The sequence below is a fragment of the Humibacillus xanthopallidus genome (genome assembly GCF_006717145.1).
Classification (GTDB): domain Bacteria; phylum Actinomycetota; class Actinomycetes; order Actinomycetales; family Dermatophilaceae; genus Humibacillus; species Humibacillus xanthopallidus.
The window spans coordinates 736639-762272 of record NZ_VFQF01000001.1; the positions used below are offsets into that span (position 1 = coordinate 736639).

Consider the following 25634-nt stretch of genomic DNA (forward strand, 5'->3'; position numbering starts at 1 on the left):
GTGAGCGCCCTCACGACGGGCAGCCCCCGGCTGGGGGATGAGCGCGAGTTCCCGCTCCAAGGTCGCGACTCAGGATCGGCCACCGGGATGTGCCTGCACCACCTCTTCGAGACCCAGGTGGACCGTGTGCCGAGCAGGCCCGCGGTCATCCACGCGGGCGAGACCCTCACCTACCGCGAGCTCGACGAAAGGGCCAACCAGCTGGCTCGTCACCTGCGTCGGCTGGGCGTGGAGTCGGGCGACCTCGTCGGGATCTACCTCGAGCGGTCGAGCACGACGATCGTGGCGATGCTGGCGGTCTTCAAGGCGGGCGCAGGCTACGTCCCCCTCGACCCGATCTATCCCCCGGAACGGATCGGCTACATCCTCGAGAACGCCCATGTCGCCGCGGTCCTGTCGCAGGAAGCGCTGGTGGAGCAGGGCGAGCTGGCCCAGGCCGGCAGGGTCGTCGTCCTCGACCGGGACTGGTCCGAGGTCGCCGAGCAACCCGTCACGCGCCTCACCGGGGCCGAGTCAGGGACGTCGGACGACCGTCTCGCGTACGTCATCTACACGTCGGGGACGACGGGACGCCCCAAGGGCGTGATGACGGAGCACCGCGCCGTCGTGCACTTCGTCTCCGCCTTCAACGACGTGTGTGACGTGAGGGAGGACGACCGGGTCTATCAGGGCTTCTCACCCACCTTCGACGGCTCCGTCGAGGAGATCTGGATGGCTCTGGCCCACGGGGCGAGCCTCGTCATCCCGCCGGCGGACGTCGTGCGGATCGGCAGCGAGGTCGGGCGCCTGCTCAACGAGAGCCACGTGACCGTCTTCTCGACGGTGCCCACGATGCTGTCGACGATCGATGTCGACCTGCCGACCGTGCGCCTCCTCATCGTCAGCGGCGAGGTGTGCACGCCCGAGGTCGTCGAGCGGTGGGCACACCCGGGTCGGCGGCTGCTCAACGTCTACGGCCCGACCGAGACGACGGTGAACGCCACCGCGGCCGAGTGCGTCCACGGGTGTCCGATCACCATCGGGCGCCCCCTCGCGGGCTACCTCACCTACATCCTCGACGGCAGCCTCCACCCCCTCCCCGAAGGCGCCACGGGCGAGCTCTACATCGGTGGCCCCGGTCTTGCACGGGGATACCTCAACCTGTCCGAGCAGACGGCGGGCCACTTCATCCCCAACCCGTTCGCGGAGACGTGCGACTGGGCTCCCCGGCTCTTCAAGTCCGGAGACCGGGCTCGCCTCAACGAGGACGGCACCATCGAGTACCTCGGGCGCCTGGATGGTCAGGTCAAGGTCCGAGGCTTTCGCGTCGAGCTGGCCGAGATCGAGTCGGTGCTGCGGGACGTCGCCGCCGTCGTGTCGGCGGCGGTGACCGTCACCGACCGCGGTGGCCCACAGCTGGCGGCATACGTCACTGTCGACCGCGCGGCCGGACCGCTGGATCGCGACGCGGTCCTGCAGCAGCTGCGTGCCCGACTGCCCGACTACATGGTCCCCGCCTACCTCGACGAGCTCCGGGAGTTCCCGAGGCTGACGAGCGGGAAGATCGACCGGCGGTCCCTGCCGCCACCCGCCGAACCGCTCGTCCGGGGCGACCGTGAGATCGTCGCGCCCCGGACCGACGCGGAGCGACGGCTCCTGGCCGTGTGGGAGGCGACCCTCAACGTGTCACCAGTCTCCGTGACCGACAACTTCTTCACCGAGCTCGGCGGGCACTCGCTCCTCGCAGCCCAGACGGTGAGTGCCCTCCGGCGCGAGCTGGGCCTCGAGGTGGCCGTGCGCGACATCTACCGCTGGCCGACCATCGAGGAGCTCGCGGCCCACACGGCCCCGGCGGAGGTCACTGGGGAGGGCACGGCGAAGGGCACGGCGGGCGCGCGCGCGGACCTCCGGGCATCGTCGAGCCGCGGGGTCTTCACGGGGCTCTCGTGGTGGACGCGCGCGCTCGTCCCGCTCCTGCAGGCCCTGTCGATGTACCTGCTCTACGTCGTGACGTCGTGGCAGCTCATGGCGACCGTGGGCGTGGTGGTGGCCTACCTCGCGGGCTCTCTCTCGCTCCTCGCCGGTCTCCTGGTGCTGGCCGTGCTGATCCTCCTCTCGCACCCCCTCACCCTTCTCATCAGCGTGGCGACCAAGTGGATCCTCATCGGGCGCTACCGTCCCGGGCGACACCCCGTCTGGGGCTTCTACTACCTGCGGTGGTGGCTCGTCGAGCGCCTCACGGCCGCAGCCGACCCGGGCTGGATGGCCGGGACGCCGATGATGAACCTCTACATGCGGATGATGGGGGCCAAGGTCGGCTCCGGCGCGATCATCGACACGCCCTACTGCTGCGCCTTCGACCTCGTGGAGGTCGGCAAGGGCGCGGCGATCGGCGCCGACACCCACATCCTCGGCTACCGCGTCGAGGACGGGATGCTCCAGCTCGGACGGGTCAGCGTGGGGGAGGGTTGCTACGTCGGCATCCACTCCACGCTCGGCCTCGACACGAGCATGGGCCCCGGTGCGCGGCTCGGCGACCTCTCGCTCCTCGCGGACGGCGAGGCGATCCCGGCCGGTGAGTCGCGTCAGGGTTCACCGGCGGTCCCCACGAGGATCAACCTGCCGAAGACACCCACCAGGCAGGGCTGGTCGGTCTCGGTCGCGATCGGGCACCTCTTCGCGATGGAGGCGCTCGGGCTGGTCGTGGCCTTCGCCTCGCTGCCCGTCACCATCCTGCTGGTGGCGGCGATCCTCCGCACGAGTGTCGTCGGCATCATCGTCGTGCTCTTCACGGCCGGGCCGCTGACGGACCTCGGCTACTGCCTCGTCTCGGCCGCCATCCGAGCCGTCCTGTGGCGACACCCCCGTCCCGGCGTCTACCCGGTCAACAGCGTGACGTACTTGCGCAAGTGGTCGGCCGACTTCCTCATGGGGGCGAGCCGCACCACGCTCCTGCCGCTCTACACGACCCTCTACCTCCCACCCTGGCTCCGGATGCTCGGGGCGCGGATCGGACCGCGGGCCGAGCTGTCGACCGTCTCGCAGGTCAGCCCCGAAGGGCTCGACATCGGGCAGGAGAGCTTCCTCGCCGACGGTGTCGTCATCGGGCGCAGGCGGATGTTCAACGGCAGCTTCGAGATCGGCGGCAACCGCATCGGTCGCCGGACGTTCGTGGGGAACAACGCCCTCATGCCGGTCGGTGAGAACATCGGCGACAACTCGCTCCTCGGTGTCCTCTCGACGCCGGCCGCGGGGGCCGTCGAACGTGACGGCATGGACTGGCTGGGGTCCCCGGCCTTCCGCCTGCCGGCGCGCCAGAAGGTGGGCGGCTTCCGCGACGACGAGCTCTTCCGGCCGTCGCGAACGACCTATGCCAAGCGGCTGTTCGTCGACGGGATCAGGATCGTGGCCCCGGGCGTCATCACGACGACGGGCCTGCTCGCCTTCGTCGCGGCCGCGTGGTTCACCTACCTGTGGCTGGGGTTCGTCGCCCTGCTCGTGCTCTTCCCGGTGCTGTCGATCGGCGTCGCCATGCTCGAGTACCTGCTCGTCGTCCTCATGAAGCTCGCCTTCATGGGGCGGTTCCGTCCGGTGGTCAAGCCGCTCTGGTCGTCCTACGTCTGGAGGAACGAGGCCGTCAACGGCTCCTACGAGTCCGTCGCCGTCGGCGCGCTCGCCCCCCTGCTCGGCACGCCGTTCATCGGTCCGGCGCTCCGGCTGCTCGGCTGCTCGATCGGGCGCCGCGTGTTCCTTGCGTCGATCCTCTTCTCGGAGTTCGACCTCATCGAGATCGGTCCGCACGCCGCGGTCAACCTCGGGGCCGTCCTGCAGACGCACCTCTTCGAGGACCGGATCATGAAGTCGTCGTTCGTGAGGGTCGACGACGACTGCACGATCGGCGACCACGCGGTCGTCCTCTACGACACCCGGATGCAGCACGGCTCCACGGTGGCCCCCCTCTCGCTCGTGATGAAGGGCGAGGTCCTGCCGCCGTCGACGAGGTGGGCCGGCATTCCCATCGGCAGTCGCGCCCCGTCGTCACAGGCTGAGTCGACGAGGCGAGGAGGAAGGCGGTGAGGTCGCGATGGTGTCCCGCCCCACGGTGTCCCGGCGGCGCCCGCGCCGCGCCCGGCGGGTCGGGCTCGCCCTCATACTCGCCACGATCGTGTGCGCGGGGTGCTCCGTGCCGAGCGGTATGCCGGCTGCCTCGGATCGCCCGGACGTGACCTCGTCGGGTGGCTCCGGATGGGCGGACCACTGCGCGAACACCTGGCAGCGGGACGGCGAGGGGTGGTACGAGTCCAACCCCACCTACGTCGACCCCGTCGACGACTCCGCCGACTGGACCACCCCGGCCGCCGGAGCCGCCGGAGCCGCCCACGCCGTCGATGTGGACACGCTCGACGCAGGGGTGACGGCGCTGGCGAACCGCTCGCTCACCAGCGTCCTCGTCGTGCGGGGCGACGCGCTGGTCTACGAGCGCTACCTCGGGGGCGCCGACCGGAGGACGAGCAGCAACATCCACTCCGCGTCCAAGACCCTGCTCGGCATGGCCGTGGGGGTCGCGGTGCGCGACGGTCTCATCCCCGGTCTCGACACGTTGGTCTCCGACCTGCTCCCGGAGTACTTCGCCTCTGCCCCGGCCGACAAGAGGTCCATCACCGTGCGCCACCTCCTGACGATGTCGTCGGGCCTGGCGTGGACCGAGGACGAGACGGAGGACCGGCTGGCGAGGTCGTCCGACTGGGTCGGGGCGATCCTCGACCTGCCCCTCGTGGCCCCACCGGGCACGACCTTCACCTACAGCACCGGCAACACCCATGTCCTCTCCGCGATCCTGCAGCGTGTGTCTGGAATGAGCACGTGCGAGTTCGTGCACCGGCACCTGCTCGGTCCGATGCACGTGGCCGCCGAGCACTGGGGGCGCGACCCCGGCGGCATCAGCTCCGGTGGCTACAACGTCTACCTGACCGCTCGGGAGATGGCGAAGATCGGGCTGGTGCTGCTGCACGACGGAGCGTGGCGCGGCCAGCAGCTCGTACCCTCCTCGTTCGTCGCCGATATGCGGCAACCCCGTTTCGTGGTCGACTCGACCTACTCCTACGGCGAGCTGGTCTGGTGCAGAACCATTTCCGGCCACGCGGTGTCCTTCGCCTGGGGCTGGGGCGGCCAGTTCATCTTCGTGATCCCGGACCTCGACGTCGTCGTCGTCGCGACGGAGAACACCACCGACGGTCACAAGAACCGTGAGCTCGATCTCGGCCCGTTCATCCGTGACACGCTCCTGCCGGCCCTGACCGGTCCGAACACCTAGGGGCGGGTCGACGCCGGGTCAGACCTCGTGGTGGAGCGCCTCGGCAGGCAGCTCGCCCGGGCGTCGCCGCGCGAGGATCTCGACGGCATACATCGCGGTGAGCACGAGGGCGCCGCCGACCAGCATCCGCCCGGTCAGCGACTCGTCACCGAGGGTGACGGCGAAGAACGCGGCGAAGACCGGCTCGACCGTCATGATGATCGCCGCCCGGGTGGCCGGCAGGTGGGCCTGCGCCCACGTCTGCGCCCAGAGCGCGAGGATGCTCGCGAAGGCGACCATGTAGAGCACCGAGGCCCACTGCCCGGCACCGCTCGGCAGGACGATGCCTCCGGGCGCCGCCCCGATGAGGCAGAGCACCGCGATGACGACCATCTGCACGACCGAGAGACCCACTGCGATCTCGCTCGCGCTGAAGCGGCCGAGACCGACGATGTGCAGGGCATAGAGCACGGCGGCCAGCAGCGTGATCGCCTCGCCGACACCGACCGAGAGGCCGTTCAGCGACAGCAGCGCCAGCCCGACGGTGGCGATCGCCACAGCGGCCCAGGTGGAGCCGGCGACCTTCTCACGCAGCAGGAGCGCGGTGAAGACCGGCGTCAGCACGACGTAGGTGCCGGTGATGAAGCCCGACACCGAGGCCGGCGTCGTCGCGAGGCCCTGGGTCTGCGCGATCTGGGCGAGGCCGTAGAGCATGCCGAGCCCGACCCCGATCGCCACCTGGCGGCGGTCGAGCACCCGCACCGGCCGCCAGAACGCCACGAGCATGACGACGGCGGCGATCGTGAAGCGCACCGCGAGGAAGTCGACCGGCGGCAGCGTCTCGACGAGGTCGTGGATGAGGAAGAAGGTCGAGCCCCACACCGCCGTCAGGGCGATGAGCAGGAGCGTGGCGAGGCGCGACTGCGCCGCGTGCTGCACGGCGCGGTCTCAGACGATCGTGAGGATGATCGTCGAGCCCTTCGGCGCCTGCTGGCCGCCGTCGATGCTCTGCACGCGCACGAGGTCGAAGAGCTTGCCGAAGGGATAGTCCTTCTGGACCTTGAAGCCGAGGTCGGTCAGGGCCTTCTCGGCCTCCGCCGTGGGCCGCCCGACGACGCCGGGCACCTGCACCATGACCGGCCCCTTCGACACGGTGATCGTCACGCTGTCACCGCGGAAGAGCGAGCCCTTGGCGGGGGCCTGCGAGACGACCTGCCCGGTCGGCACCGTGTCGCTGTTGACGTCGTCCGCGCGCACCGCCTTGAGGCCGGCCTTGGTGATCGCGGCTGACGCGGCGCCCGCGTCCGCGCCGACGACCGAGGGCACACTGATCGGCTGCGGTCCCTTCGACACGACGACCGAGACCGCCACTCCGCGCTTGACCGACGTGCCGGCCTTGGGGTCCTGCGAGATGACCTCGCCCTCAGGCACCTTCTCGTTCCACGCGCTGGTGCGCTCGCCCACCGTGAGGGTGAGCGGCGACAGCGCCTTGGCGAGGTCGTCGGCCTTGGTGCCGACGAGGCTCGGCACGTCGTAACGCTCCTGGCCCTTGGAGACGACGACCCGCACGATCGAGTCCTTGGACAGCTGGGTGCCGGGGTCGGGCTCGATGCGCAGCACGATGCCCTTGGCCGCGGTCTCGGAGAACTCCTCGTTCTCGTCGAGGGAGAGCGACGCCTGGCGCAGCGCCGTGTCGGCGGCGGTGAGCTGCTGGCCCACGACCGCGGGCACGACCGTCATGCCGCCTGGCCCGACGGTGAACCACCAGCCGGCGGCCCCGCCACCGACGAGGAGCAGGGCGGCGACCCACCACGGCCACCGTCGCCGGGCGCGCCGACGCTGGAGGGGCAGGGCGGCCGTGTGGCTCAGCTGTGGCTCGTCGTGCACCGGCAGCCCGGCGAGCGACGAGCGCTGACGCGCCCGAGGCGGTATGCCGTCCGCGTCGTTACGCTGCGCGCCCGGGTCGCCCCCGTCACCTTCGGCGCGGACCGAGGGGGCGGCATACGGCGACGGGGAGCGGTTGTCGTGAACCGGGGGGAGCGTCGCGGTCGTCGCGATGACGGGGGACAGCGCCGTGGCGCCGACGGCGGTGCCACGCCGGTCGAGCTCGGCCGGGGAGAGGTCGCGGCGCACGTGCTGCAGGGCGCGCAGGAAGTCGCCCGCGCTCGCGAAACGGTCGTCGGGCTCGAGCGCCGTCGCGCGGGCGACGAGGTCGTCGAGGCGAGCCGGCACCGTCGGCACGACGGCCGACGGCGCGTCGATGGAGCCGTGGACGTGCTTGTAGGCGATCTGGATCGGCGTGTCGCCGCTGACGGCCTTGCGACCGGTCAGCATCTCGAAGAGGAGCAGTCCCGCGGCGTAGAGGTCGCTGCGCTGGTCGGCGACGCCGCGCTCGACCTGCTCGGGCGAGAGGTAGGAGACCGTGCCGAGCAGGACACCGGTCTGGCTGGTCGTCGTCTGGTTGGTGATGGCGCGGGCGAGGCCGAAGTCGGCCACCTTGACCTCGCCGTCACGGCGGACGATGACGTTCTCGGGCTTGACGTCGCGGTGGATGAGACCGGCGGAGTGCGCGGCCTGGAGGGCGAGGAGGATCGGCTCGAGGATCGCGATCGCCTCGCGGGCGGTGAGTGGCGCCTCCTCGTGGATGACGTCGCGCAGCGTCTTGCCCTCGACGAGCTCCATCGCGAGGAAGACGTCGCCGGCGTCCTCGCCCTGGTCGAAGACGGCCACGACGTTCGGGTGGCTGAGGCGCGCCGCCGAGCGGGCCTCGCTGCGGAAGCGCTCGACGAAGACGGCGTCGGTCGCGAGGCCGGGACGCATGATCTTCAGGGCGACGTCGCGATCGAGGCGTGCGTCGAGCGCCACGTAGACCGAGGCCATGCCTCCGTCTGCGAGGTGCGAGAGGACGCGGTATCTCCCGTCGATGACCCGACCGACGAGGGAGTCCGCCACGCTGGACGTCACGGCAGGAGTTTACGGTGCCCTGCCGTGCATTCCCTGCAGGCGAGGCCGGGTCAGAGCCGGGCGTAGATCGCCTTCACGGTGGCGACGTAGGCCTTCGTGTCGGTGTAGAGGCCCCTCGTGCGCACCGAGTAGAGGCCCTGGTAGTAGGCGGCGATGGCCTGGTCCTTCGAGTCGGCCATCGTCTGCAGCGCCCGCAGCACGAGCACCCCGGCGGTGATGTTGTCGCGCACGTCGTAGAGGTCGAGCTTGCGGCCTGCGAGCTGCGAGGCCCAGGTGCCGGTGACCGGCATGATCTGCATGACTCCGACGGCGTTCGTCGGGGAGACGGCACGCTGGTTCCACCCCGACTCCAGCCAGCCGATCGCGAGGGCCAGCTTGGGGTCGACCCCGTGACGCGTGGCGATCGAGCGGATGAGGTCGGCGGTCTCGGTGCGGCTGGGGACCGTCATGGCCGCGAGCCTGGCCTTGCTCGCTGCGACGGCCTGGGCGCGCGTCGTCGCCCCCGTGGTGGGCTTGGGAGCCGGCGTTGAGGCGGGCTTGGAGGTGGGCTTGGCGGGCTTGGAGATGGGCTTGGGAGCCGGCTTCGCGCTCGCCCCCGGCGTCGGGATGGCGATGCGCTGGCCCACGTAGATGTAGCTCGACGCGCTGAGGTGGTTGGCAGCGAGGAGTGTGGCGAGGCTGACCTTGTAGCGCTTCGCGATGCCCGACATCGTGTCGCCGGAGCGCACGACGTAGCTACGCGTCGCGGCGGCGGTCTTGCGCAGCGGGGTCAGCTTCTGGACGCCAGCGGCGGGCCTGGCTGTTGGCTTGGCCGCAGGCCTGGTGACGGGCTTGGTCGCGGGCTTGGCTGCCGGTGGCTTGGCAGACCCCGCACCGGGGACGAGCAGCTTCTGGCCGACGTGGATGACCGCGCCACCGAGCGGCAGGCGGTTCTTCGCCACGATGGCGGCAACCGTCGTGCGGTGCGTGATGGCGAGGTCCCAGAGGGTGTCGCCCTCACGCACGGTCACCGTGGTCCAGGTTGTCTGCGCCGCGGCCGCCACGACGGCGTGCGGGGGAGTGACGAGTGCAGCGACGTCGACGGCGAAGGGCATCGTCGAGGGTCCTTTCCTTCGAAGCCCGGTGCTGTTGCGCGTGTCCTGAGGCTGCTCTGGCGAGGTGGAGGGGGCGCCCGGAAGGATCGGGTGAGCGGGCTACTGCTGTGATCGGTGAGTCGGGAAGACAACTGTGGGGCGCGTGTGACACTAACGTATATTTGAGCGCTAAAGTAAAAATACATCGATGTAATTCGGGGTGTGTGCGGGGGGAGTGGCAGACTCCTCACTCGTGAGCGACCACCCTCAGCCCGATCCCGCCCAGTCCCCGGCACCTGCCGTGTCCGAGGCGAGCGCCGCCACCAGTCAGCCCGACCAGCCTGACCAGCCGGCGGCGTCGGAGCAGGCGGGTCTCGAGGCCCTGGTCGGGGAGTGGCTCACCGTGCCCGACCTCGCGGAGCGCCTGGGTGTCGCCCTCTCGGCGGCCCGGCGGCTCATCGCCGATCGGGAGCTCGTGGCGACCCGCATCGGCGAGCGCCGCGTCATCGCGGTGCCTGCGAAGTTCGTCGACGAGTCGGGCCCGCGTCCCGAGCTCAAGGGCACCTTCACGGTGCTGGCCGACGGTGGGATGAGCGATGACGAGATCATCACGTGGCTCTTCACTCCCGACGCGACGCTGCCCGTAGAGGGCGCCCCCATCGACGCGCTGCGCGCCGGCCACAAGACCGAGATCCGCCGCCGCGCCCAGGAGCTCGCCTTCTAGGACGCCGTCGGTTCACGTCGCCAGCGCCGCTCTCAGACGGCGTGCGTCAGACAGCGGGTGTGAGACGGCTTGCGTCAGACGGCGGGTGTCAGACGGCTTGCGTCAGACAGCGGGCGTCAGACAGCCGGCGTGGTGCCCGCGGGCCGTCAGGCGTGGCGGGCGGTCGACACGTCGACGAGCGCCTCGAGCACCTCGAGCGCGCTCCCGTCGAGGCGACCGCTCTCGCCGGCCCGGCCCACGGCCTTGCGGGCGTCGTCGGCGAGCGTCGCGATGAGCTCCTCGACCCGCTCGACGGCGCCGGTGCCGACGAGGACGCGACGGATCGCCTCCACGCCCGCGACGTCGAGGTCGTCACGCCCGAGCAGTGACTCGACGAGCGCCCGGTCCCCGGGTGCGGCCGCGTCGAGGGCCAGGGCGATGAGGACCGTGCGCTTGCCCTCGCGGAGGTCGTCGCCCGCGGGCTTGCCCGTCGCCTCGGGGTCACCGAAGACGCCGAGGAGGTCGTCGCGCAGCTGGAACGCCTCACCGAGCGCGAGGCCGTAGTCAGACAGTGGAGCGAGGTCGTCGTCGGTGGCGCCGCCGACGAGGGCGCCGATGCGCAGGGGGTGCTCGATGGTGTACTTCGCGCTCTTGAAGCGGATCACCTTGCGGGCAGAGGCGATCCGCTCCTCGAGGTCGAGACCGTCCCACCCGCGCACCGACTCCAGCAGGTCGAGGAACTGCCCACCCATGAGCTGGGTGCGCATCGCGTCGAACAGGTGCCGACCCCGGGCGAGCTCCTCGGCAGGCAGCCCGCACGTCGCATAGAGCTCGTCGCACCACGTGAGGCAGAGGTCGCCGGCGAGGATCGCCGCGCCCTCGCCGAAACGGTCGGCGTCGCCGTCCCAGCCCTGCGCCGTGTGCAGCGCTGCCACGGCCCGGTGGGCGGACGGCATACCGCGTCGGGTGTCGCTGCGGTCCATGACGTCGTCGTGGAGCAGGGCGGCGCCCTGGAAGAACTCCATGCTCGCCGCGAGGCGCACCAGCGCGTCGGAGTCGGCGCCGCCGGCGGCGCGGTAGCCCCAGTAGAGGAAGCCGGCGCGCAGCCCCTTGCCGCCCGTGAGCAGCCGTTCGACGGCGTCGACGAGGGGGGCGATCTCGGGGCCGATCTCGGTGAGCGAGGTGGCGCCCCCGGCGATCTGCCCGTCGATCGCCTGCTGGACCCGTCGGCGCAGGCCGTCGAGGTCGGTGGGGGTCTGCACGAGGTCCTCCATCGCGTCGAGTGGTCGTCGTAGCCTACGCGGAGCCCGCACCACGACGTGGGCAGCCCACGCGTCGTGGACGGCGCCGCCTTATCGTGGGCTGCATGGCACACGGCACGGCGTCCTCGATGACACGAGCGGAGCGCTTCACGCGCTCGATCCCCGACCTCATCGGAGGACCGCTGCCGTCGTTCAGCTTCGAGTTCTTCCCGCCCAAGGACGACGCCTCGGAGGCCCAGCTCTGGGATGCCATCCGCCGGCTCGAGAAGGTCGCGCCCAGCTTCGTGTCGATCACCTACGGCGCCGGCGGGGGCACCCGTGACCGCACCGTGCGCCTCACCCAGCGCGTGCTCGAGGAGACGTCGCTGACGCCGATGGCGCACCTCACGTGCGTCGGTCACTCGGTGGGCGAGCTGCGCTCCGTCGTCGGGGCGTATGCCGCAGGCGGCGTGCGCAACATCCTCGCCCTGCGCGGCGACCCCCAGGGAGGCCTCGGCCAGCCGTGGGTGGCCCACCCGCAGGGGCTCGACCACGCCGACGAGCTCGTGCGGCTCGTCAAGGGCCTGGGGGACTTCACCGTCGGCGTCGCGGCCTTCCCCGACGGTCACCCCGAGTCGGACGACATCAGTGAGGACGCCGAGACCCTCATCCGCAAGGAGCGGGCCGGCGCCGAGTTCGCGATCACGCAGATGGTCTTCGACGTCGACCACTACCTGCGGCTGCGCGACGAGCTCGCGCGCCGAGGATCGCGGCTGCCGGTGGTGCCGGCGATCATGCCGATCACCAACGCCCGTCAGGTCGTGCGCATGGCCGAGCTCGCGGGCCAGCCGATGCCGGCCTCCGTCACCAACCGGCTCGAGCGTCACGGTGACGACGCCGCTGCCGTGCGGGCCGAGGGGATGGCGATCGCCTCCGAGTCGTCGCGACGACTTCTCGACGAGGGCGCGCCCGGCATCCACTTCATCACGATGAACCGCTCGTCGGCGACGCTCGAGGTCTTCGGCAACCTCTGAGGCTGCTGGGCCCGTGACGGTGCCGGCGGGTGCCGGCGGGTGCCGGCGGGTGCCGGCGGGTGCCGGCGGGTGCCGGCGGGTGCCGGCACCCGCGACGGCCCGTCAGGTGGTCGAGGGAGCAGTGGTCGATGGTGCGGTGGTCGAGCCCGTGCCGGGCTGGCTGGGCTGGCCCGACTCCCCGAGCTGGGCGCCGGGTCCTTCGCCGTCATGGTCGCCGCCCATGCCGCTCATGCCACCCCTGCCGCCGCCCGGCCCCCCGGCGCCGGGTCCGCCCTCCTGCACCCCGGTCACGGTGAACGACGCGTCGACCTGCACGGTGATGTGGGTGCCGTCGGCGCGCACCATGTGCGCCTCGTAGATGCCGTCGGAGTCGGTCTCCACCCGCTCGATGGTGGCCCCTGGCTCCTTGGCCTTCGCCGCGGCCGTCACCTTGGTGGCCGTGTCACCCGTGAGGAGCTTCTCGTCTGAGCGCATGGGCTTGCTCGGGTCGGTGTTGCCGTTGCCCATCCCGCCGCGCATGCCCTGCTGGCCGTTCTCGGACCCCTGGCCGTAGCCGTTCGCGGTGGTTGCGCCGGTCCCCGTCTCGTCGGCACTGGCGAGCGCGGCTCCGCCGAGCGCGAGGGCCGATGCGGCCACGATGCCCGCTCCGGCGAGAGCGATGGTCTTCTTGTTCATGCCTGTGTCTCCTTCGATGGACTGGCGGTTCGTGCCAGTGCCTCCACCGTCGGCGGGGGTGCTGTGTCGTCACCCTCGGGGACATGGCGATGTGCTGTGAGAGATCAGGGGACAACCCGACGCCGGTCGATGCCAGTCGATGCCGGATCGGACAGACCAAGGAGGCGACCCGGAGGGCTCAGCTCTCCTGGTCGAAGGGTCTCTCGCGACCCTCGTCGGCACGGGGTGGCCGTCCGCTCGCGAGGTGCGGTGGATCGGAGCCTTGGTCGAGCCCCGGGTCGCCGGACCGTCCGGGTGGTCTGCGGGTCGTCGGCGTGGTGGATGAGGTGGTCGTCGAGGTGGTGGTGGTGGGCGTGGAGATGCCCATGCGTTCACCCCAGGCGTCGTAGCGCCGCTTGTAGCGGCGGATGCGACCGGCGACCTTGTAGACGATGAAGCCGCCCAGCAGCAGCAGGACGAAGGCGATCGTGGCGGCGAGCCACGGATGCGCGATCGTCAGGGCCGTCACACCGGTCACGGCGACGTCCTCCGTCGTGCTCACGACGATGTTGCTCGCCGGCTCGGGGGAGGTGTTGACCGCAGCACGCAGGCCGGCCTTGATCCCGTGTGAGATGAGGGCGGTGATGCCACCGGTGGCGGCACCGATCGCCGCGTCGAGACTGGCCGTCTCGTGGCCGATGAGGTAGCCGATCGTCGCACCCACGGCCGGGCGCACGACGGTGTGCACGGAGTCCCAGACGGAGTCGACGTAGGGGATCTTGTCGGCGACCATCTCGATGGCGAAGAGGATGCCGGCGCCGATGAGCACGTCGGTGCGGGCCAGGGCATCGGGGATCTGCGAGACGCCGAAGACGCGGTCGGCGAGCCCGAGGACGAGCACGACGAGGTAGGCGTTGATGCCGCTGCCCCAGCCGGTGCTGAACGCCATGGGGATGAGCTCCGCTCCCACGGACCCTCCTTGCTCTCGCGCCTGATCCTGCCTGCCACGGTGCACGACATGGTGTCGGACAGGTCTGACAGTCCCGCATCCGCGGGGGAGTCGCAAGGTGCTCGCGCCGGTCGGGTCGAAGGGTATGCCGCCGGGCGTGCCGAGCGGGCCCGATCCGTGAGCGGACGGAACCCCTGCGCCCCTCCGTTCACGGACCGAACCCGCACGAGCAAGCCTGTCGTCTCGGCATCGGGAGCACCTGAGCACGGCTACTCACGTCGGTGGGTCTCCACCCCGCACAGGCCGTCGGGTGGGGGTTGGCGAGGGGTCGGATGGGTGGGTCGGCGCGGCGGTGGAGGGCGTCTTGACACGGTGTCGGCGGCAGGGGTTACAGTCGAGACATCGAACAAGTGTTCGAATGGTTCAGGGGCCGGCCAGCAGGTCGGTCGTGAAGTGTCAGTCGTCGGTTGGTGTCAGGACTGCTCGTGTGGGGCGCGGGTGGTCCTGGGTCGTGATGTCCGGCCTCGACGTGTCCGAAGGAGACGTGTCGTGGTGCGTAGGTTCAGTGATCCCGTCGAGGTGCGGGTTCGTGGTGAGGGTGTCCGAACGTCGTCGGCACGCCCGGCGCTCCCGGTGGGAGGGCAGTCGGCGAGAGATCGTCTCCCCATCGGCTCCTCGTCGACGAGCAGGGAGCCGGCAGGCCCTGGAGACGCCGGTGGAGATTCCGGTCGGGACCCTGGTGGTGGTGGCGAACGGCCGGAGGCGTTCATCTGGCGTGGGCGGCTCTACGTCGTGCGTGAGGTGCTCGCGACCTGGCGTGAGCGGCGCGCCTGGTGGCGTGAGGCGCTCGACGCCGACGACTCCCGGGTGCGACCGGGAGAGACGCTCGCCGCCGCTGCCAGGGAGCGTCAGGTCTGGCGCGTCGAGGCCAGTCCCGGCTGGTCGTTCGCACCGGGGGTCTACGACCTCGCCCATGACGAGTTCGGGCCGGATGCCCGTCCTCGTGCTCACGGCGGCTGCGAGCGCTCCGATGGCGGCTGGTCGCTCGTCCGCGTCGCCGACTGACTGCCTGACTCTGCCTGACCCTGCCCGACCCCTGCCCGACCCCTGCCCGACCCCTGCCCGACCCCTGCCCGTCCTCGCTCTCACCCATCCCAGCAAGCAAGGAGCCGACCATGACCGCAGCCCATCTGCGTCGACCGCCGATCTCGGTCGCCGTGCTCGACCTGCTCGGGCGCTCCCACGCGACGCTCGAGTCCGCGTGCCGCTCGACCGATGCCTCCGAGAGGTTCCGCGACGCGCATCTCGGTGCGCTGCGAGCAGCGGCAGCGCTGGTCGCAGCGCGCACCACTCCGTCGCCGCGATCACGACCGCGCAGCGTCTGGCAGGTGCTGCCCGTCGTCGCCCCCGAGCTCGGGGAGTGGGCGGCCTTCTTCGCCGCGTGCTCCCGTCAGCGTTCAGTCATGGACCGGGGCGGCCACATCTCGGTGCGCCAGGCCGACGACCTGCTCCGGCAGGCCGAGATGTTCCTCGAGATCGTCCAGGACCAGCTCGGGGTGCCCCAGACGATCGCGCTCCCGCAGTCGATCACCCCTGTGAGGAGCCGGGTAGCCGGCGCGTGACGAGCATGACCTCCTCGACCTCGACCTCAAGCCCGCCCTCAACCTCTCCCTCAGACTCGGCCTCGAACTCGACCACACCTCCGCCCGCCAGCGAACCCTCGACCTCGACCTCACGGTCAAGGTCACGGTCAACCGGCCTGCGCGGCGCGGAGAGCTTCGTGCACCTCCACGTCGCGAGCGGCTACTCCATGCGCTACGGCACCGCCAAGCCGCACCAGCTCGTCGAGCGAGCCGCCGCTTGGGGCCAGCCGGCTCTGGCCCTCACCGACCGCGACGGGCTCTACGGTGCGGTGAAGTTCGTGCGGGCCTGCATGGAGCACGGCCTCGCGCCGATCCTCGGGGTCGACCTCGCACTCGAGCCGCCGCTGCGCGAGCGGGGCCGTCCCGGCCGGCAGGTTCGCACCCCCGTTCGTGGTGGTGCTCTCGTCGACCCGCGACTGCCGCGGGTCACGGTGCTCGCCCGAGGCAGCGGCGGTCCCCTCGGGCTCGCCCCGGGTGAGGGGTGGGCGGCGCTGTGCCGGCTCGTCACCGCGACGCACCTGCGTGGTGAGCGCGGCAACCCCGTCACCACCGCCGACCTCGTCGCCACCCACGCCGGCCCGCAGCACGAGCCCGGCGCCCTCGTCGCCACCCACGCCGGCCCGCAGCACGAGCCCGGCGCCCTCGTCGCCACCCACGCCGGCCCGCAGCACGAGCCCGGCGCCCTCGTCGTCCTGCTCGGCCCCGACTCCGACGTGGGGCGGGCGGTGCTCGCGAAGAAGCACACCCAGGCCCGCGCCGCCCTCGAGCGCTGGGTGTCCCGGATGCCGCAGGGCTGCGTCGTCGTCGAGCTGGTCTGCCACGGCGGCCCCGAGCACCTGCCCGGCAGCCTCGGCCAGGCCGGTCGGATGCTCGCGCTGGCCCGCGAGGTCGGGGTGCCCAGCATCATCACGGCCGCGGTGCGCCACACCGACCCCCAGGATGCCGCCGTCGTCGACGTGCTCGATGCCGCCCGCCGGCTCGTGGCGCTCGACGAGCGACACCTCGACCGGGTCACCGCCGCCGGTCACCTCGCGCCGACGCCGCTCATGCACGCGCTCGCCCTCGATGTCGTGCAGGTCTCCGGGCCCGGCCTCGTCGGGGGCGGCGCCCTCGCGAGGGAGCAGGCCCGTGAGCTGCTCGCCCGCACCACCGGGCTCGCGACGACGTGCATCCAGGACCCACGGGCCGACCTCGGCATCGGCTCGGTGCACCTGCCCGAGCCCGGGGTGCTCGGCATCCGTGAGGGCACCAACCCGCACCACGTGCTCGCCCGGCGCTGCCGCGAGTCCATCGGCTCGCGCTACCCAGCGCACTCGGCTGCCGAGCTGGCTGCCGTCAGCGAGCGTCTCGAGGACGAGCTGGGCGTCATCGAGACGCTCGGCTATGCGACCTACTTCCTCACCGTCGCGCAGGTGTGCGACCTCATCCGCGAGATGGGGGTGCGGGTCGCGGCTCGCGGCTCCGGGGCCGGCTCGATCGTCAACTTCCTGCTCGGCATCTCCGGGGTCGACCCGATGCGCCACGGCCTGCTCATGGAGCGCTTCTGCTCCCCGCTGCGGGCCGAGCTGCCCGACATCGACATCGACGTCGAGTCGGCCCGCCGCACCGAGATCTACGAACGCATCCTCGACCACTTCGGCGGCGACCGGGTCACCTGCGTCTCGATGATGGACACCTACCGGGTGCGCCACGCCATCCGTGACGCCGGCGCTGCCCTCGGCCTGCCCCCGCCCGAGATCGACGCCATGGCCAAGGCGTTCCCCCACATCGCCGCACGCAATGTGCGCAATGCCCTCGCCGAGCTGCCCGAGCTGCGGGCCAGCGGTCTCGACGTGCCACGGCTGCAGCTGATGTTCGACATCGTCGAGCGGCTCGACGGGCTGCCCAGACACATCGCCCTGCACCCGTGCGGGGTCGTGCTGTCCGACTCCGTCCTGCTCGACCGCACCCCGGTCGAGGCGAGCTGGCTCGGCTTCCCGATGAGCCAGTTCGACAAGGACGACGTCGAGGAGATGGGTCTGCTCAAGCTCGACGTCCTCGGCATCCGCATGCAGTCGGCCATGGCGCACGCCACCCTCGAGGTCGAGCGGGTCGACGGCGTGCAGATCGATCTCGACGACGAGGCCCAGGTGCCCTTCGACGACGAGCCGACCTTCGAGCTGATCCGCTCGACCCGGACCCTCGGGTGCTTCCAGATCGAGAGCCCGGGGCAGCGCGAGCTCATCGGCAAGTTCGGCCCGCAGGCCTTCGAGGACCTCATCATCGACATCTCGCTCTTCCGTCCCGGCCCGGTCAAGAGCGACATGATCGTGCCCTTCCTCAACGCCCGGCAGGGGTGGAAGGACCCCTCCTACCTGCACCCCAGCCTCATCCCGGCTCTCGAGGAGACCGAGGGCGTCGTCGTCTTCCACGAGCAGGTGCTCATGATCGTCGCCGAGACGACCGGCGTGACCCTCGCGCAGGCCGACGAGGTGCGTCGGGCGCTCGGCACCCCCGACGGGCAGCGCCGAATCGAGCAGTGGTGGCGTCCGGCCGCCCGGGCCCGCGGCTACGACCCGCAGGCCGTCGACCGGATCTGGGAGGTCCTCAAGGCCTTCGCCTCGTTCGGCTTCTGCAAGGCGCACGCGGCTGCCTTCGCGCTGCCCACCTACCAGTCGGCCTGGCTCAAGACGCACCACCCCGCGGCCTTCCTCTCCGGGGTGCTCACCCATGACCCCGGGATGTATCCCAAGCGGCTCATCCTCGACGACGCCCGCTCCTTCGGCATCGCCGTGCTCGGCCTCGACGTCAACGTCTCCACCGGCACCTACCGCTTCGAGCGCACCGACGACGGCGGGGAGGCGATCCGGCTCTCCCTCGCCGACGTCCACGGCATCAGCGACGCCGAGGTCGCACAGATCGTCGCGGGCCAGCCCTACTCGAGCCTCTCCGACTTCTGGCAGCGAGCCCGGGTGTCGCGACCGGTCGCCGAGCGCCTCGTCCTCGCCGGCGGCTTCGACGCGCTCCACGGCATCGATCTCGGCGGACCGGCGCGGCTCGACGAGACCGCCGTCGGCGGCGGCGTGCGCAGGTCACGCAGCGGCCTCGGCCGTCGTGGCCGGGTCACCCGACGCGACCTGCTCCTCCATGTCGCCGAGCTCGACCGCTGGTCGAGCTCCCAGCGACGCTCGAGTCGTCGGGTCTCCGCGGCGAGCAGCGGGCGCCGCGGCCGGGTCACCTCGGTCTCGACCGACGGGGGCATCCGCGCCCTCGCCGCTGCCCAGTCCCAGGGGCCGGCTCCCGTCGCAGCTGCCGTGCCCACCCAGCTCGCCCTCGACCTCGGCGACGCTCCGCGCCTGTCCGCGACGAGCGGCCTGCCCGAGATGACCGGCCCCGAACGGGTCCGGGCCGAGCTCGAGGTGCTCGGCCTCGACGCGAGCGGGCACGTCGTCGACTTCTACGCCCCGATGCTCGACGCGCTCGGGGTGACCCGGGCCCGCGACCTGCTGACCGGCCGCAGTGGTCGCGAGGTGCTCGTGGCCGGGGTCAAGGTCGCCACCCAGACCCCACCGATCCGCTCCGGCCGCCGGGTCGTCTTCCTCACCCTCGACGACGCGACCGGCCCGGTCGACCTCACCTTCTTCGAGGACGTCCAGGGGCCGTATGCCGCGACCGTCTTCCACTCGTGGCTGCTGCTCTGCCGGGGGGTGGTGCGCCGCACCGGCCCCCGCGGCGTCTCCATCCGGGCGACCGGTGCGTGGGAGATGTCAGCCCTCCAGGAGGCCTGGACCGCCGGGGGAGAAGCCGGTGTGCGGGAGGCGCTGGCCGAGGCCGACCGTGCGGCGTGGGAGCGGGCCGCCGCGCTCGGCGAGGCAGGCGAGGCACCGCTCGGCGTGGGGGAGAGCCCCGAGGGGCGCCGGGTGCTCATCCACGCCTCCGGCTTCGTGCAGTCGCCCTACGCGGACATCAAGCCGGCGGGCGAAGAGGTCAAGGGCTCGAGGGGAGCCGGGGCGCTCGTGCCCGACCTCGGCGCCGCTCGTCAGGCAGGCCCGCCCCGCAAGCTGTGGCACGCGAGTCCCGGAAGCTCGGGGCACTAGGGTGGACACGCACCCGCACGAACCGACAGGGAGGACCCCGTGCCCGACGAGCAGCGCCCCCAGAGACACGGCGCGGTCCGGCCCTCGGCGGTCGTCTCCTCCGTCACTGCCCTGGCCTCCGAGATGTCGGCCGAGCTCGGACGCCCACTCGAGGTGCTCGACCTCGGTGGCGGCACCGGCGGTGTCGCCGTGCCGCTCGGCGAGGCCGGGCACGACGTCACGGTCGTCGACCCCAGCCCCGACGCGCTCGCCGCGCTGCGCCGACGTGCCCGGGAGTCCGGCATCGAGGACCACGTCATCGGTGTGCAGGGCGACGGTGACTCGCTCGCCGCGGTGCTCGGTGACCGCCAGGTCGACCTCGTCTGCTGCCACGGCACCCTCGAGGTCGTCGACGACCCGGCCGCGACCCTGCGCGCCGCAGCCGATGCCCTGCGTCCCGGCGGGCGTCTCTCCCTGCTCGTGTCGGGGCGTCTCGCCGTCGTCTTCGCCAAGGCCATCGCGGGCGAGTTCGGGCAGGCGCGGGCCGCTCTCACCGACCCGTCCGGGCGGTGGGGCAGCACCGACCCGCTGCCGCGACGCTTCGACGTCGACCAGCTCGAGGCCCTGCTCGCCGAGGCCGGCTTCACCGACGTCCACGTGCGCGGCACCGGCATCCTCGGCCACCTCGTGCCGGCCGCCCACGTCGACTCCGAGGCCGACCGGGCCGCGCTCGCCGAGCTCGACGAGCTGCTCGTCTCCGGCTCCGGCCGTGAATTCCTCCGGACCCTCGGCAATGGCCTGCACGTCCTGGCTCGCCGCGACTGACCCCAGCCCGCGACGTCGCGGCGACCTCGACGGAGGCCGTCGATGAGCCGCCGCCAGTTCACCGCGCCGACCCGCACCGACGCCGAGCCGCCCGATGACACCGGGTGCACCGTCCTGCACGTCGACATGGACGCCTTCTACGCCTCCGCCTCGCTCATCTCGCGACCCGAGCTGCGGGGCAAGCCGGTCATCATCGGTGGGGCGAGCGGACGATCCGTCGTGCTCTCGGCCACCTACGAGGCCCGCGCCTTCGGCGTCACGTCGGCGATGCCGATGGCCAGGGCGAGGCGCCTCTGCCCGCAGGCGGTCATCATCGAGCCCGACCACCGGCGCTACGCCGCCATCTCCGACGCGATCATGGCGACCTTCGCGTCGATCACCGACAGCGTCGAGCCGCTGTCGCTCGACGAGGCCTTCCTCGACGTCGCCGGCGCCGTGCGCCGCCTCGGCCGCCCCACCCAGATCGGCGAGCAGCTGCGCGACACCATCGCCGACGAGCAGGGCATCACCTGCTCCGTCGGCATCGCGCCGACGAAGTTCGTCGCCAAGCTGGCCTCGAGCCTCGCCAAGCCAGACGGCCTCATCGTCGTGCCTCGCGACGAGGTCGTCGCCTTCCTGCACCAGCTGCCGGTCGGGGCGATCTGGGGCGTCGGTGACCGCACCGAGGAGCACCTGCACCGGCTCGGGCTGCGCACCGTCGCCGACCTCGCCCACACCCCGGTCGAGACCCTGCAGCGCGCGCTCGGCGACAGTGCCGGGCGAGGCCTGCACGACCTCGCCTGGGGGCGCGACCCGAGGGCGGTCGTGCCCGAGCGGCGCGAGAAGTCCATCGGCGCCGACGAGACCTTCGCGCACGACATCGACGACCCGGCGCGGATCCATCGCGAGCTGCTCCGGCTCGCCGACCGCACCGCTGCGCGGGCCCGGTCGGCCGGCATGACGGGGCGCACCGTCTCGATCAAGGTGCGCTTCGCCGACTTCACGACGATCACCCGCGCCAAGACCCTGCGCCATCACACCGACGTCTCGCGTGAGATCTTCGACACAGCCCGCGAGCTCTACGACCGGCTCGGTCTGCAGCGGGCGCGCATCCGTCTCGTCGGCGTGCGCCTCGAAGGGCTCGTTCCTGCCGCTCAGGCGCCCATCCAAGCACGACTCGACGAGCCTGAGCACGGATGGCGTGACGCGGATCGAGCCGTGGACCGAGCCAGTGCACGCTTCGGGGCCGGCTCGGTGAGACCGGCGAGTCTCATGCCTGACCGACCCTCGGGTTCCCAACGGGAGCGACGCGAATTATCCTGAGGGAAACACGTCCGCGTCGGCCATTCCCGACTTAGGCTTCGGGTACGTCGAGATCGCACAGGGAGGTGCCACGTGGCACTCTCGGAACACGAAGAGGCTCTGCTCCAACAGATGGAGGAGGCGCTCTACGCCGAGGATCCGCGCTTCGCGTCGCGGATCGAGAAGACCAAGTCGCGAGGGGTGGGTCGCGGTCGCGTCGTCATCGGCGTCGTTGCTGCTGTCGCCGGCCTCGCACTGGTGGTCGTCTCGGCGATGTCGAGCCTCATCTGGCTCGGTGCGATCGGGTTCGCGATCATGGTGGCCGGCATCGTCTACGCCATCACCCCCTCGAAGACCAAGCTCGCGGCCGTCGGCTCCGACGGCACGCCGAAGCCGCGGGCCGGACGGCCCAACGCCGGTGCGACGAAGCACGGCACCTTCATGGAGCGCATGGAAGAGCGTTGGGAGAAGCGTCGCCGCGACCAGTGGTGACACGGGCCGCCGGCCCAAGCGTCCGGTGATCCGCGCGTCGACCTTCGGCGTCGGACGACATGGTGCGTCCTCGGACTGCCGTCCCGGACGGTTGTTTCGCGCGCAGTGTCAGGGGCGCACGCAGTGTCAGGGGCGCGTGAGGTAGACCGCGATCGCCCAGGTCGTGATGATGGCGAACGCCGTCCCCAGCTCGAGGCCGATGTTGAGCCCGACGGCCTTGATGGCGTGCACGGTCGCGTGCCACGCGACACCCGCGCTGCGGTGCTTGGCGAGCTCGAGCAGGAAGATCGTCGCGACGAAGCCGATCGCCGCGCCGATGACCGGGATGACGAAGAAGCCGACGACGGCCACGACGAGCGCCACCGCGACGAACCTCGAGTCGACACCCGCACGCTTCATCCGGCGCCCGGGCAGCAGGTACTGCGCGACGAGCCCGGCGGCATACAGCAGCGTGGCGATCGCGAAGGTGATCCACCCGGCGGTGGAGTGGACCTCGATGGCCCACAGGAGGGTGGCCGCCCAGACGAGGAACAGCCCCGGAAGGACGGGTGCGACGATCCCGACCGTGCCGATGAGCATGACGATGCCCACCAGAACGTTCGTTCCGGTGATCACCGTCGTGCGCTCAGCGCGTCAGGACAGGCGTGGGCGTCCTTGCCGGGGTCGTGCCTCGATCCGCTCAGTGCTCGTCCATGGACGAGATGCGCGTCTCCTGGAGGCGCTCCGTCTCGTCGAGGACGTCGACGGCCTTGTCCATCAGCGCCGGCAGGTGCTCACGACCGTGGTGGGCGCAGAACAGCAGCTCACCGCCGGTCACAAGGCGGGCGCGGATGTAGGCCTGGGCTCCACACCGGTCGCAGCGGTCAGCCGCAGTCAACTCGGGTGCCAGTGCTGTCGTCATCTTGCTCGCCTTCTCTCTACCCGTCGAGGGTCTCCCCGAAGGGTGACCCTGCCAGTTACCAGCGACACCGTGATTGCCTTGCGGCGCCCGATTCGTTGTCGCGGATGTTCCAACAGTGAATCACGTTCGAACCTTCCCCATCGGCAGGCTCGATCTGTGAGACCTCCGTCATGCCCGGATCGTTACGTCGTGTCCACCCCTGCGGCCCCCCTGTGGCGCCCCGTGGCACCCCCGAACCGCTCGATCCGCGTGGCACACGGGCGTCGTCACCAAGGGTCGTTAGGCTTCGGGTGCAGCCGGCGACCCGGCCATCAGACCGAAACGAGAGAGATCGACTGTGGCCTCCGCCTCACGCCCCGCACCCAACGGCACCGGCGACTACACCGCGCGCCATCTGCAGGTCCTCGAGGGCCTCGAGGCGGTGCGCAAGCGCCCGGGCATGTACATCGGCTCGACCGACCAGCGCGGCCTCATGCACTGCCTGTGGGAGATCATCGACAACGCCGTCGACGAGGCGCTGGCCGGGGTGTGCACCGACATCCAGGTCATCCTCAGCAGCGACGGATCCATCGAGGTGCGCGACGACGGCCGGGGCATCCCCGTCGACATCGAGCCGCGCACCGGGCTGTCCGGCGTCGAGGTCGTCTTCACGAAGCTGCACGCAGGTGGCAAGTTCGGCGGCGCGTCGTATGCCGCCACAGGTGGCCTCCACGGGGTGGGCGCCTCGGTCGTCAACGCCCTGTCAGCCCGCCTCGACGTCGAGGTCGACCGCGGCGGCAAGACCTACGGCATGAGCTTCCGCCGCGGTGAGCCCGGCACCTTCACCGACCGCTCGCCCGTGCACTCGCCCGACTCCGAGTTCACCCCCTACGAGAAGAAGAGCGCCCTGCCCGTCGTCGGCAAGGCCAGACGCGGCGTCACCGGCTCGCGCGTGCGGTTCTGGCCCGACCGGCAGATCTTCCTCAAGGACGCCGAGCTCGACTACGAGGCCATCGCCGGACGTGCCCGACAGACCTCCTTCCTCGTCCCGGGCCTGCGCCTCGTCATCCGTGACGAGCGCCGCATCCCCGGCACTCCCGGCGCCGACGGTCCCGTGGAGGAGGTCTTCCAGCACGACGGCGGCATCACCGACTTCGTCGAGTTCCTCGCCCCCGACACGGCCGTGACCGACGTGTGGCGCCTCGAGGGCTCCGGCACCTTCCGCGAGACGGTGCCCGTGCTCGACGTCAACGGCCACATGACCCCGACCGAGCTCGAGCGCGAGTGCGGGGTCGACATCGCCCTGCGCTGGGGCCAGGGCTACGACACGCGCATGCAGTCGTTCGTCAACATCATCACCACGCCCAAGGGCGGCACCCACGTCGCGGGCTTCGAGCAGGCGATCGTCAAGGTGTTCCGCCGCCAGCTCGAGCTCAACGCGCGCCGGCTCAAGGTCGGTGGCGACAAGCCCGAGAAGGACGACATCCTCGCCGGCATGACGGCGGTCGTCACCGTGCGCCTGGCCGAGCCGCAGTTCGAGGGGCAGACCAAGGAGGTGCTCGGCACCAACGCGGTGCGCGCCATTGTCGCCAAGGTCGTCGAGCAGGAGCTGACGGCGCGCCTCACCTCGCCCAAGCGCGGCGACAAGGCCCAGGCCTCGCTGCTGCTCGAGAAGGTGGTCTCCGAGATGAAGTCGCGCATCAGCGCGCGGCTGCACAAGGAGACCCAGCGCCGCAAGAACGCCCTCGAGAGCTCGACCCTGCCGAGCAAGCTGCGCGACTGCCGCACGACCGACGTCGAGCGTTCCGAGCTGTTCATCGTCGAGGGAGACTCCGCGATGGGCACGGCCAAGGAGGCGCGGTCCTCGGAGTTCCAGGCGCTGCTGCCGATCCGCGGCAAGATCCTCAACGTCCAGAAGGCGTCGGTCAGCGACATGCTGAAGAACGCCGAGTGCGCCTCGATCATCCAGGTCATCGGCGCCGGCTCCGGCCGCAGCTTCGACCTCGCGGCCGCCCGCTACGGCAAGGTCATCATCATGACCGATGCCGACGTCGACGGCGCCCACATCCGCACCCTGCTGCTGACGCTCTTCTTCCGCTACATGCGCCCGCTCGTCGAGGCCGGCCGCGTCTTCGCCGCGATGCCGCCGCTGCACCGCATCGAGGTCATCAACGCCGGGTCCAAGAAGAACGACCTCATCTACACCTTCAACGAGCTGGAGATGCGGCGCACGCTGACGCGGCTCGAGAAGTCGGGCAAGAAGGTGAAGCAGCCGATGCAGCGCTACAAGGGTCTCGGTGAGATGGACGCCGACCAGCTCGCCGACACGACAATGGACCCGCGCCACCGCACCCTGCGGCAGGTGACGATGCGTGACCTCGAGGCAGCCGAGCGCACCTTCGAGCTGCTCATGGGCAACGAGGTCGCCCCGCGCAAGGACTTCATCATCGAGTCCGCCACCGACATCGACCGCGAGCGCATCGACGCCTGAGCGGCGCCGCGGGCCAGCGGGCCGTCACGTATGCCGTGTGGTGTGCACACCCTTCGCCCGCCCAACGCAGCAGGTGA

Annotated in this window: 19 protein-coding genes; 11 read left to right on the forward strand and 8 right to left on the reverse strand. The window is 71.2% G+C overall.

Going from position 1 to position 25634, the window contains the following annotated elements:
- Both FHX52_RS03340 and FHX52_RS03350 read left to right on the forward strand, forming a co-directional pair.
- Positions 1–4056, forward strand: coding sequence for a Pls/PosA family non-ribosomal peptide synthetase (locus FHX52_RS03340; protein WP_141819902.1), 4056 nt, complete (start codon positions 1–3; stop codon positions 4054–4056).
- Between the two features lie 7 nt (positions 4057–4063).
- A complete protein-coding gene (locus tag FHX52_RS03350; protein ID WP_185747062.1) occupies positions 4064–5293 on the forward strand; it encodes a serine hydrolase domain-containing protein in 1230 nt (409 codons plus the stop codon).
- Between the two features lie 18 nt (positions 5294–5311).
- On the opposite strand, the gene FHX52_RS03355 is transcribed toward FHX52_RS03350, so the two are convergent.
- The 3 genes from FHX52_RS03355 to FHX52_RS03365 are packed head-to-tail and all read right to left on the reverse strand — an operon-like array spanning position 5312 to position 9330.
- The gene (locus FHX52_RS03355; RefSeq protein WP_141819908.1) at positions 5312–6211 is read right to left on the reverse strand and encodes a DMT family transporter; all 900 of its coding nucleotides are present in this window, start codon (positions 6209–6211) and stop codon (positions 5312–5314) included.
- Positions 6212–6220: 9 nt separating this feature from the next.
- Positions 6221–8236, reverse strand: coding sequence for a Stk1 family PASTA domain-containing Ser/Thr kinase (gene pknB, locus FHX52_RS03360; RefSeq protein WP_185747063.1), 2016 nt, complete (start codon positions 8234–8236; stop codon positions 6221–6223).
- Between the two features lie 50 nt (positions 8237–8286).
- Positions 8287–9330, reverse strand: coding sequence for a LysM peptidoglycan-binding domain-containing protein (locus tag FHX52_RS03365; protein WP_141819910.1), 1044 nt, complete (start codon positions 9328–9330; stop codon positions 8287–8289).
- A 280-nt stretch (positions 9331–9610) separates the two neighbouring features.
- On the opposite strand from FHX52_RS03365, the gene FHX52_RS03370 reads away from it, so the two are divergent.
- Positions 9611–10033 carry an Rv2175c family DNA-binding protein gene (locus tag FHX52_RS03370; protein WP_141822009.1) on the forward strand — a complete coding sequence of 141 codons (423 nt, stop codon included), beginning with the start codon at positions 9611–9613 and terminating at the stop codon, positions 10031–10033.
- A gap of 146 nt (positions 10034–10179) precedes the next feature.
- Here the strand turns inward: FHX52_RS03370 and FHX52_RS03375 are convergent, their stop codons facing one another.
- Positions 10180–11286: a polyprenyl synthetase family protein gene (locus FHX52_RS03375; protein WP_141819912.1), complete on the reverse strand. Its 1107-nt coding sequence runs from the start codon at positions 11284–11286 to the stop codon at positions 10180–10182.
- 92 nt (positions 11287–11378) lie between these two features.
- Between FHX52_RS03375 and metF the strand changes: the two genes are divergently transcribed.
- Positions 11379–12287, forward strand: a complete 909-nt coding sequence (gene metF, locus FHX52_RS03380; RefSeq protein ID WP_141819914.1) for a methylenetetrahydrofolate reductase [NAD(P)H] — start codon at positions 11379–11381, stop codon at positions 12285–12287.
- 102 nt (positions 12288–12389) lie between these two features.
- Here the strand turns inward: metF and FHX52_RS03385 are convergent, their stop codons facing one another.
- Positions 12390–12962 carry a hypothetical protein gene (locus tag FHX52_RS03385; RefSeq protein ID WP_185747064.1) on the reverse strand — a complete coding sequence of 191 codons (573 nt, stop codon included), beginning with the start codon at positions 12960–12962 and terminating at the stop codon, positions 12390–12392.
- A 178-nt stretch (positions 12963–13140) separates the two neighbouring features.
- Positions 13141–13911, reverse strand: a complete 771-nt coding sequence (locus FHX52_RS03390; protein ID WP_141819916.1) for a DUF4126 domain-containing protein — start codon at positions 13909–13911, stop codon at positions 13141–13143.
- A gap of 48 nt (positions 13912–13959) precedes the next feature.
- On the opposite strand from FHX52_RS03390, the gene FHX52_RS24240 reads away from it, so the two are divergent.
- The 6 genes from FHX52_RS24240 (at position 13960) to FHX52_RS03420 (ending at position 22186) form a co-directional block, all read left to right on the forward strand.
- Entirely contained in the window at positions 13960–14955 is a 996-nt protein-coding gene (locus FHX52_RS24240; protein WP_246069592.1) for a DUF6504 family protein, read from the forward strand.
- 110 nt (positions 14956–15065) lie between these two features.
- Positions 15066–15512 carry an SAV_6107 family HEPN domain-containing protein gene (locus tag FHX52_RS03400; protein WP_141819918.1) on the forward strand — a complete coding sequence of 149 codons (447 nt, stop codon included), beginning with the start codon at positions 15066–15068 and terminating at the stop codon, positions 15510–15512.
- Positions 15513–15670: 158 nt separating this feature from the next.
- Complete coding sequence (locus tag FHX52_RS03405) at positions 15671–19609, forward strand: DNA polymerase III subunit alpha (RefSeq protein ID WP_281287865.1); 3939 nt, start codon at positions 15671–15673, stop codon at positions 19607–19609.
- 39 nt (positions 19610–19648) lie between these two features.
- Entirely contained in the window at positions 19649–20413 is a 765-nt protein-coding gene (locus FHX52_RS03410; protein ID WP_185747065.1) for a class I SAM-dependent methyltransferase, read from the forward strand.
- A 42-nt stretch (positions 20414–20455) separates the two neighbouring features.
- Entirely contained in the window at positions 20456–21715 is a 1260-nt protein-coding gene (dinB, locus tag FHX52_RS03415; RefSeq protein WP_141819922.1) for a DNA polymerase IV, read from the forward strand.
- Between the two features lie 72 nt (positions 21716–21787).
- Positions 21788–22186: a DUF3040 domain-containing protein gene (locus tag FHX52_RS03420; protein WP_141819924.1), complete on the forward strand. Its 399-nt coding sequence runs from the start codon at positions 21788–21790 to the stop codon at positions 22184–22186.
- A 126-nt stretch (positions 22187–22312) separates the two neighbouring features.
- Here the strand turns inward: FHX52_RS03420 and FHX52_RS03425 are convergent, their stop codons facing one another.
- Positions 22313–22801, reverse strand: a complete 489-nt coding sequence (locus FHX52_RS03425; protein ID WP_141819926.1) for a DUF456 domain-containing protein — start codon at positions 22799–22801, stop codon at positions 22313–22315.
- Between the two features lie 64 nt (positions 22802–22865).
- The gene (locus FHX52_RS03430; RefSeq protein ID WP_141819929.1) at positions 22866–23087 is read right to left on the reverse strand and encodes a DUF7455 domain-containing protein; all 222 of its coding nucleotides are present in this window, start codon (positions 23085–23087) and stop codon (positions 22866–22868) included.
- A gap of 337 nt (positions 23088–23424) precedes the next feature.
- On the opposite strand from FHX52_RS03430, the gene FHX52_RS03435 reads away from it, so the two are divergent.
- On the forward strand, positions 23425–25557 hold the full coding sequence (locus FHX52_RS03435; RefSeq protein ID WP_141819931.1) for a DNA gyrase/topoisomerase IV subunit B: 2133 nt from the start codon (positions 23425–23427) through the stop codon (positions 25555–25557).
- Positions 25558–25634: the final 77 nt, after the last annotated feature.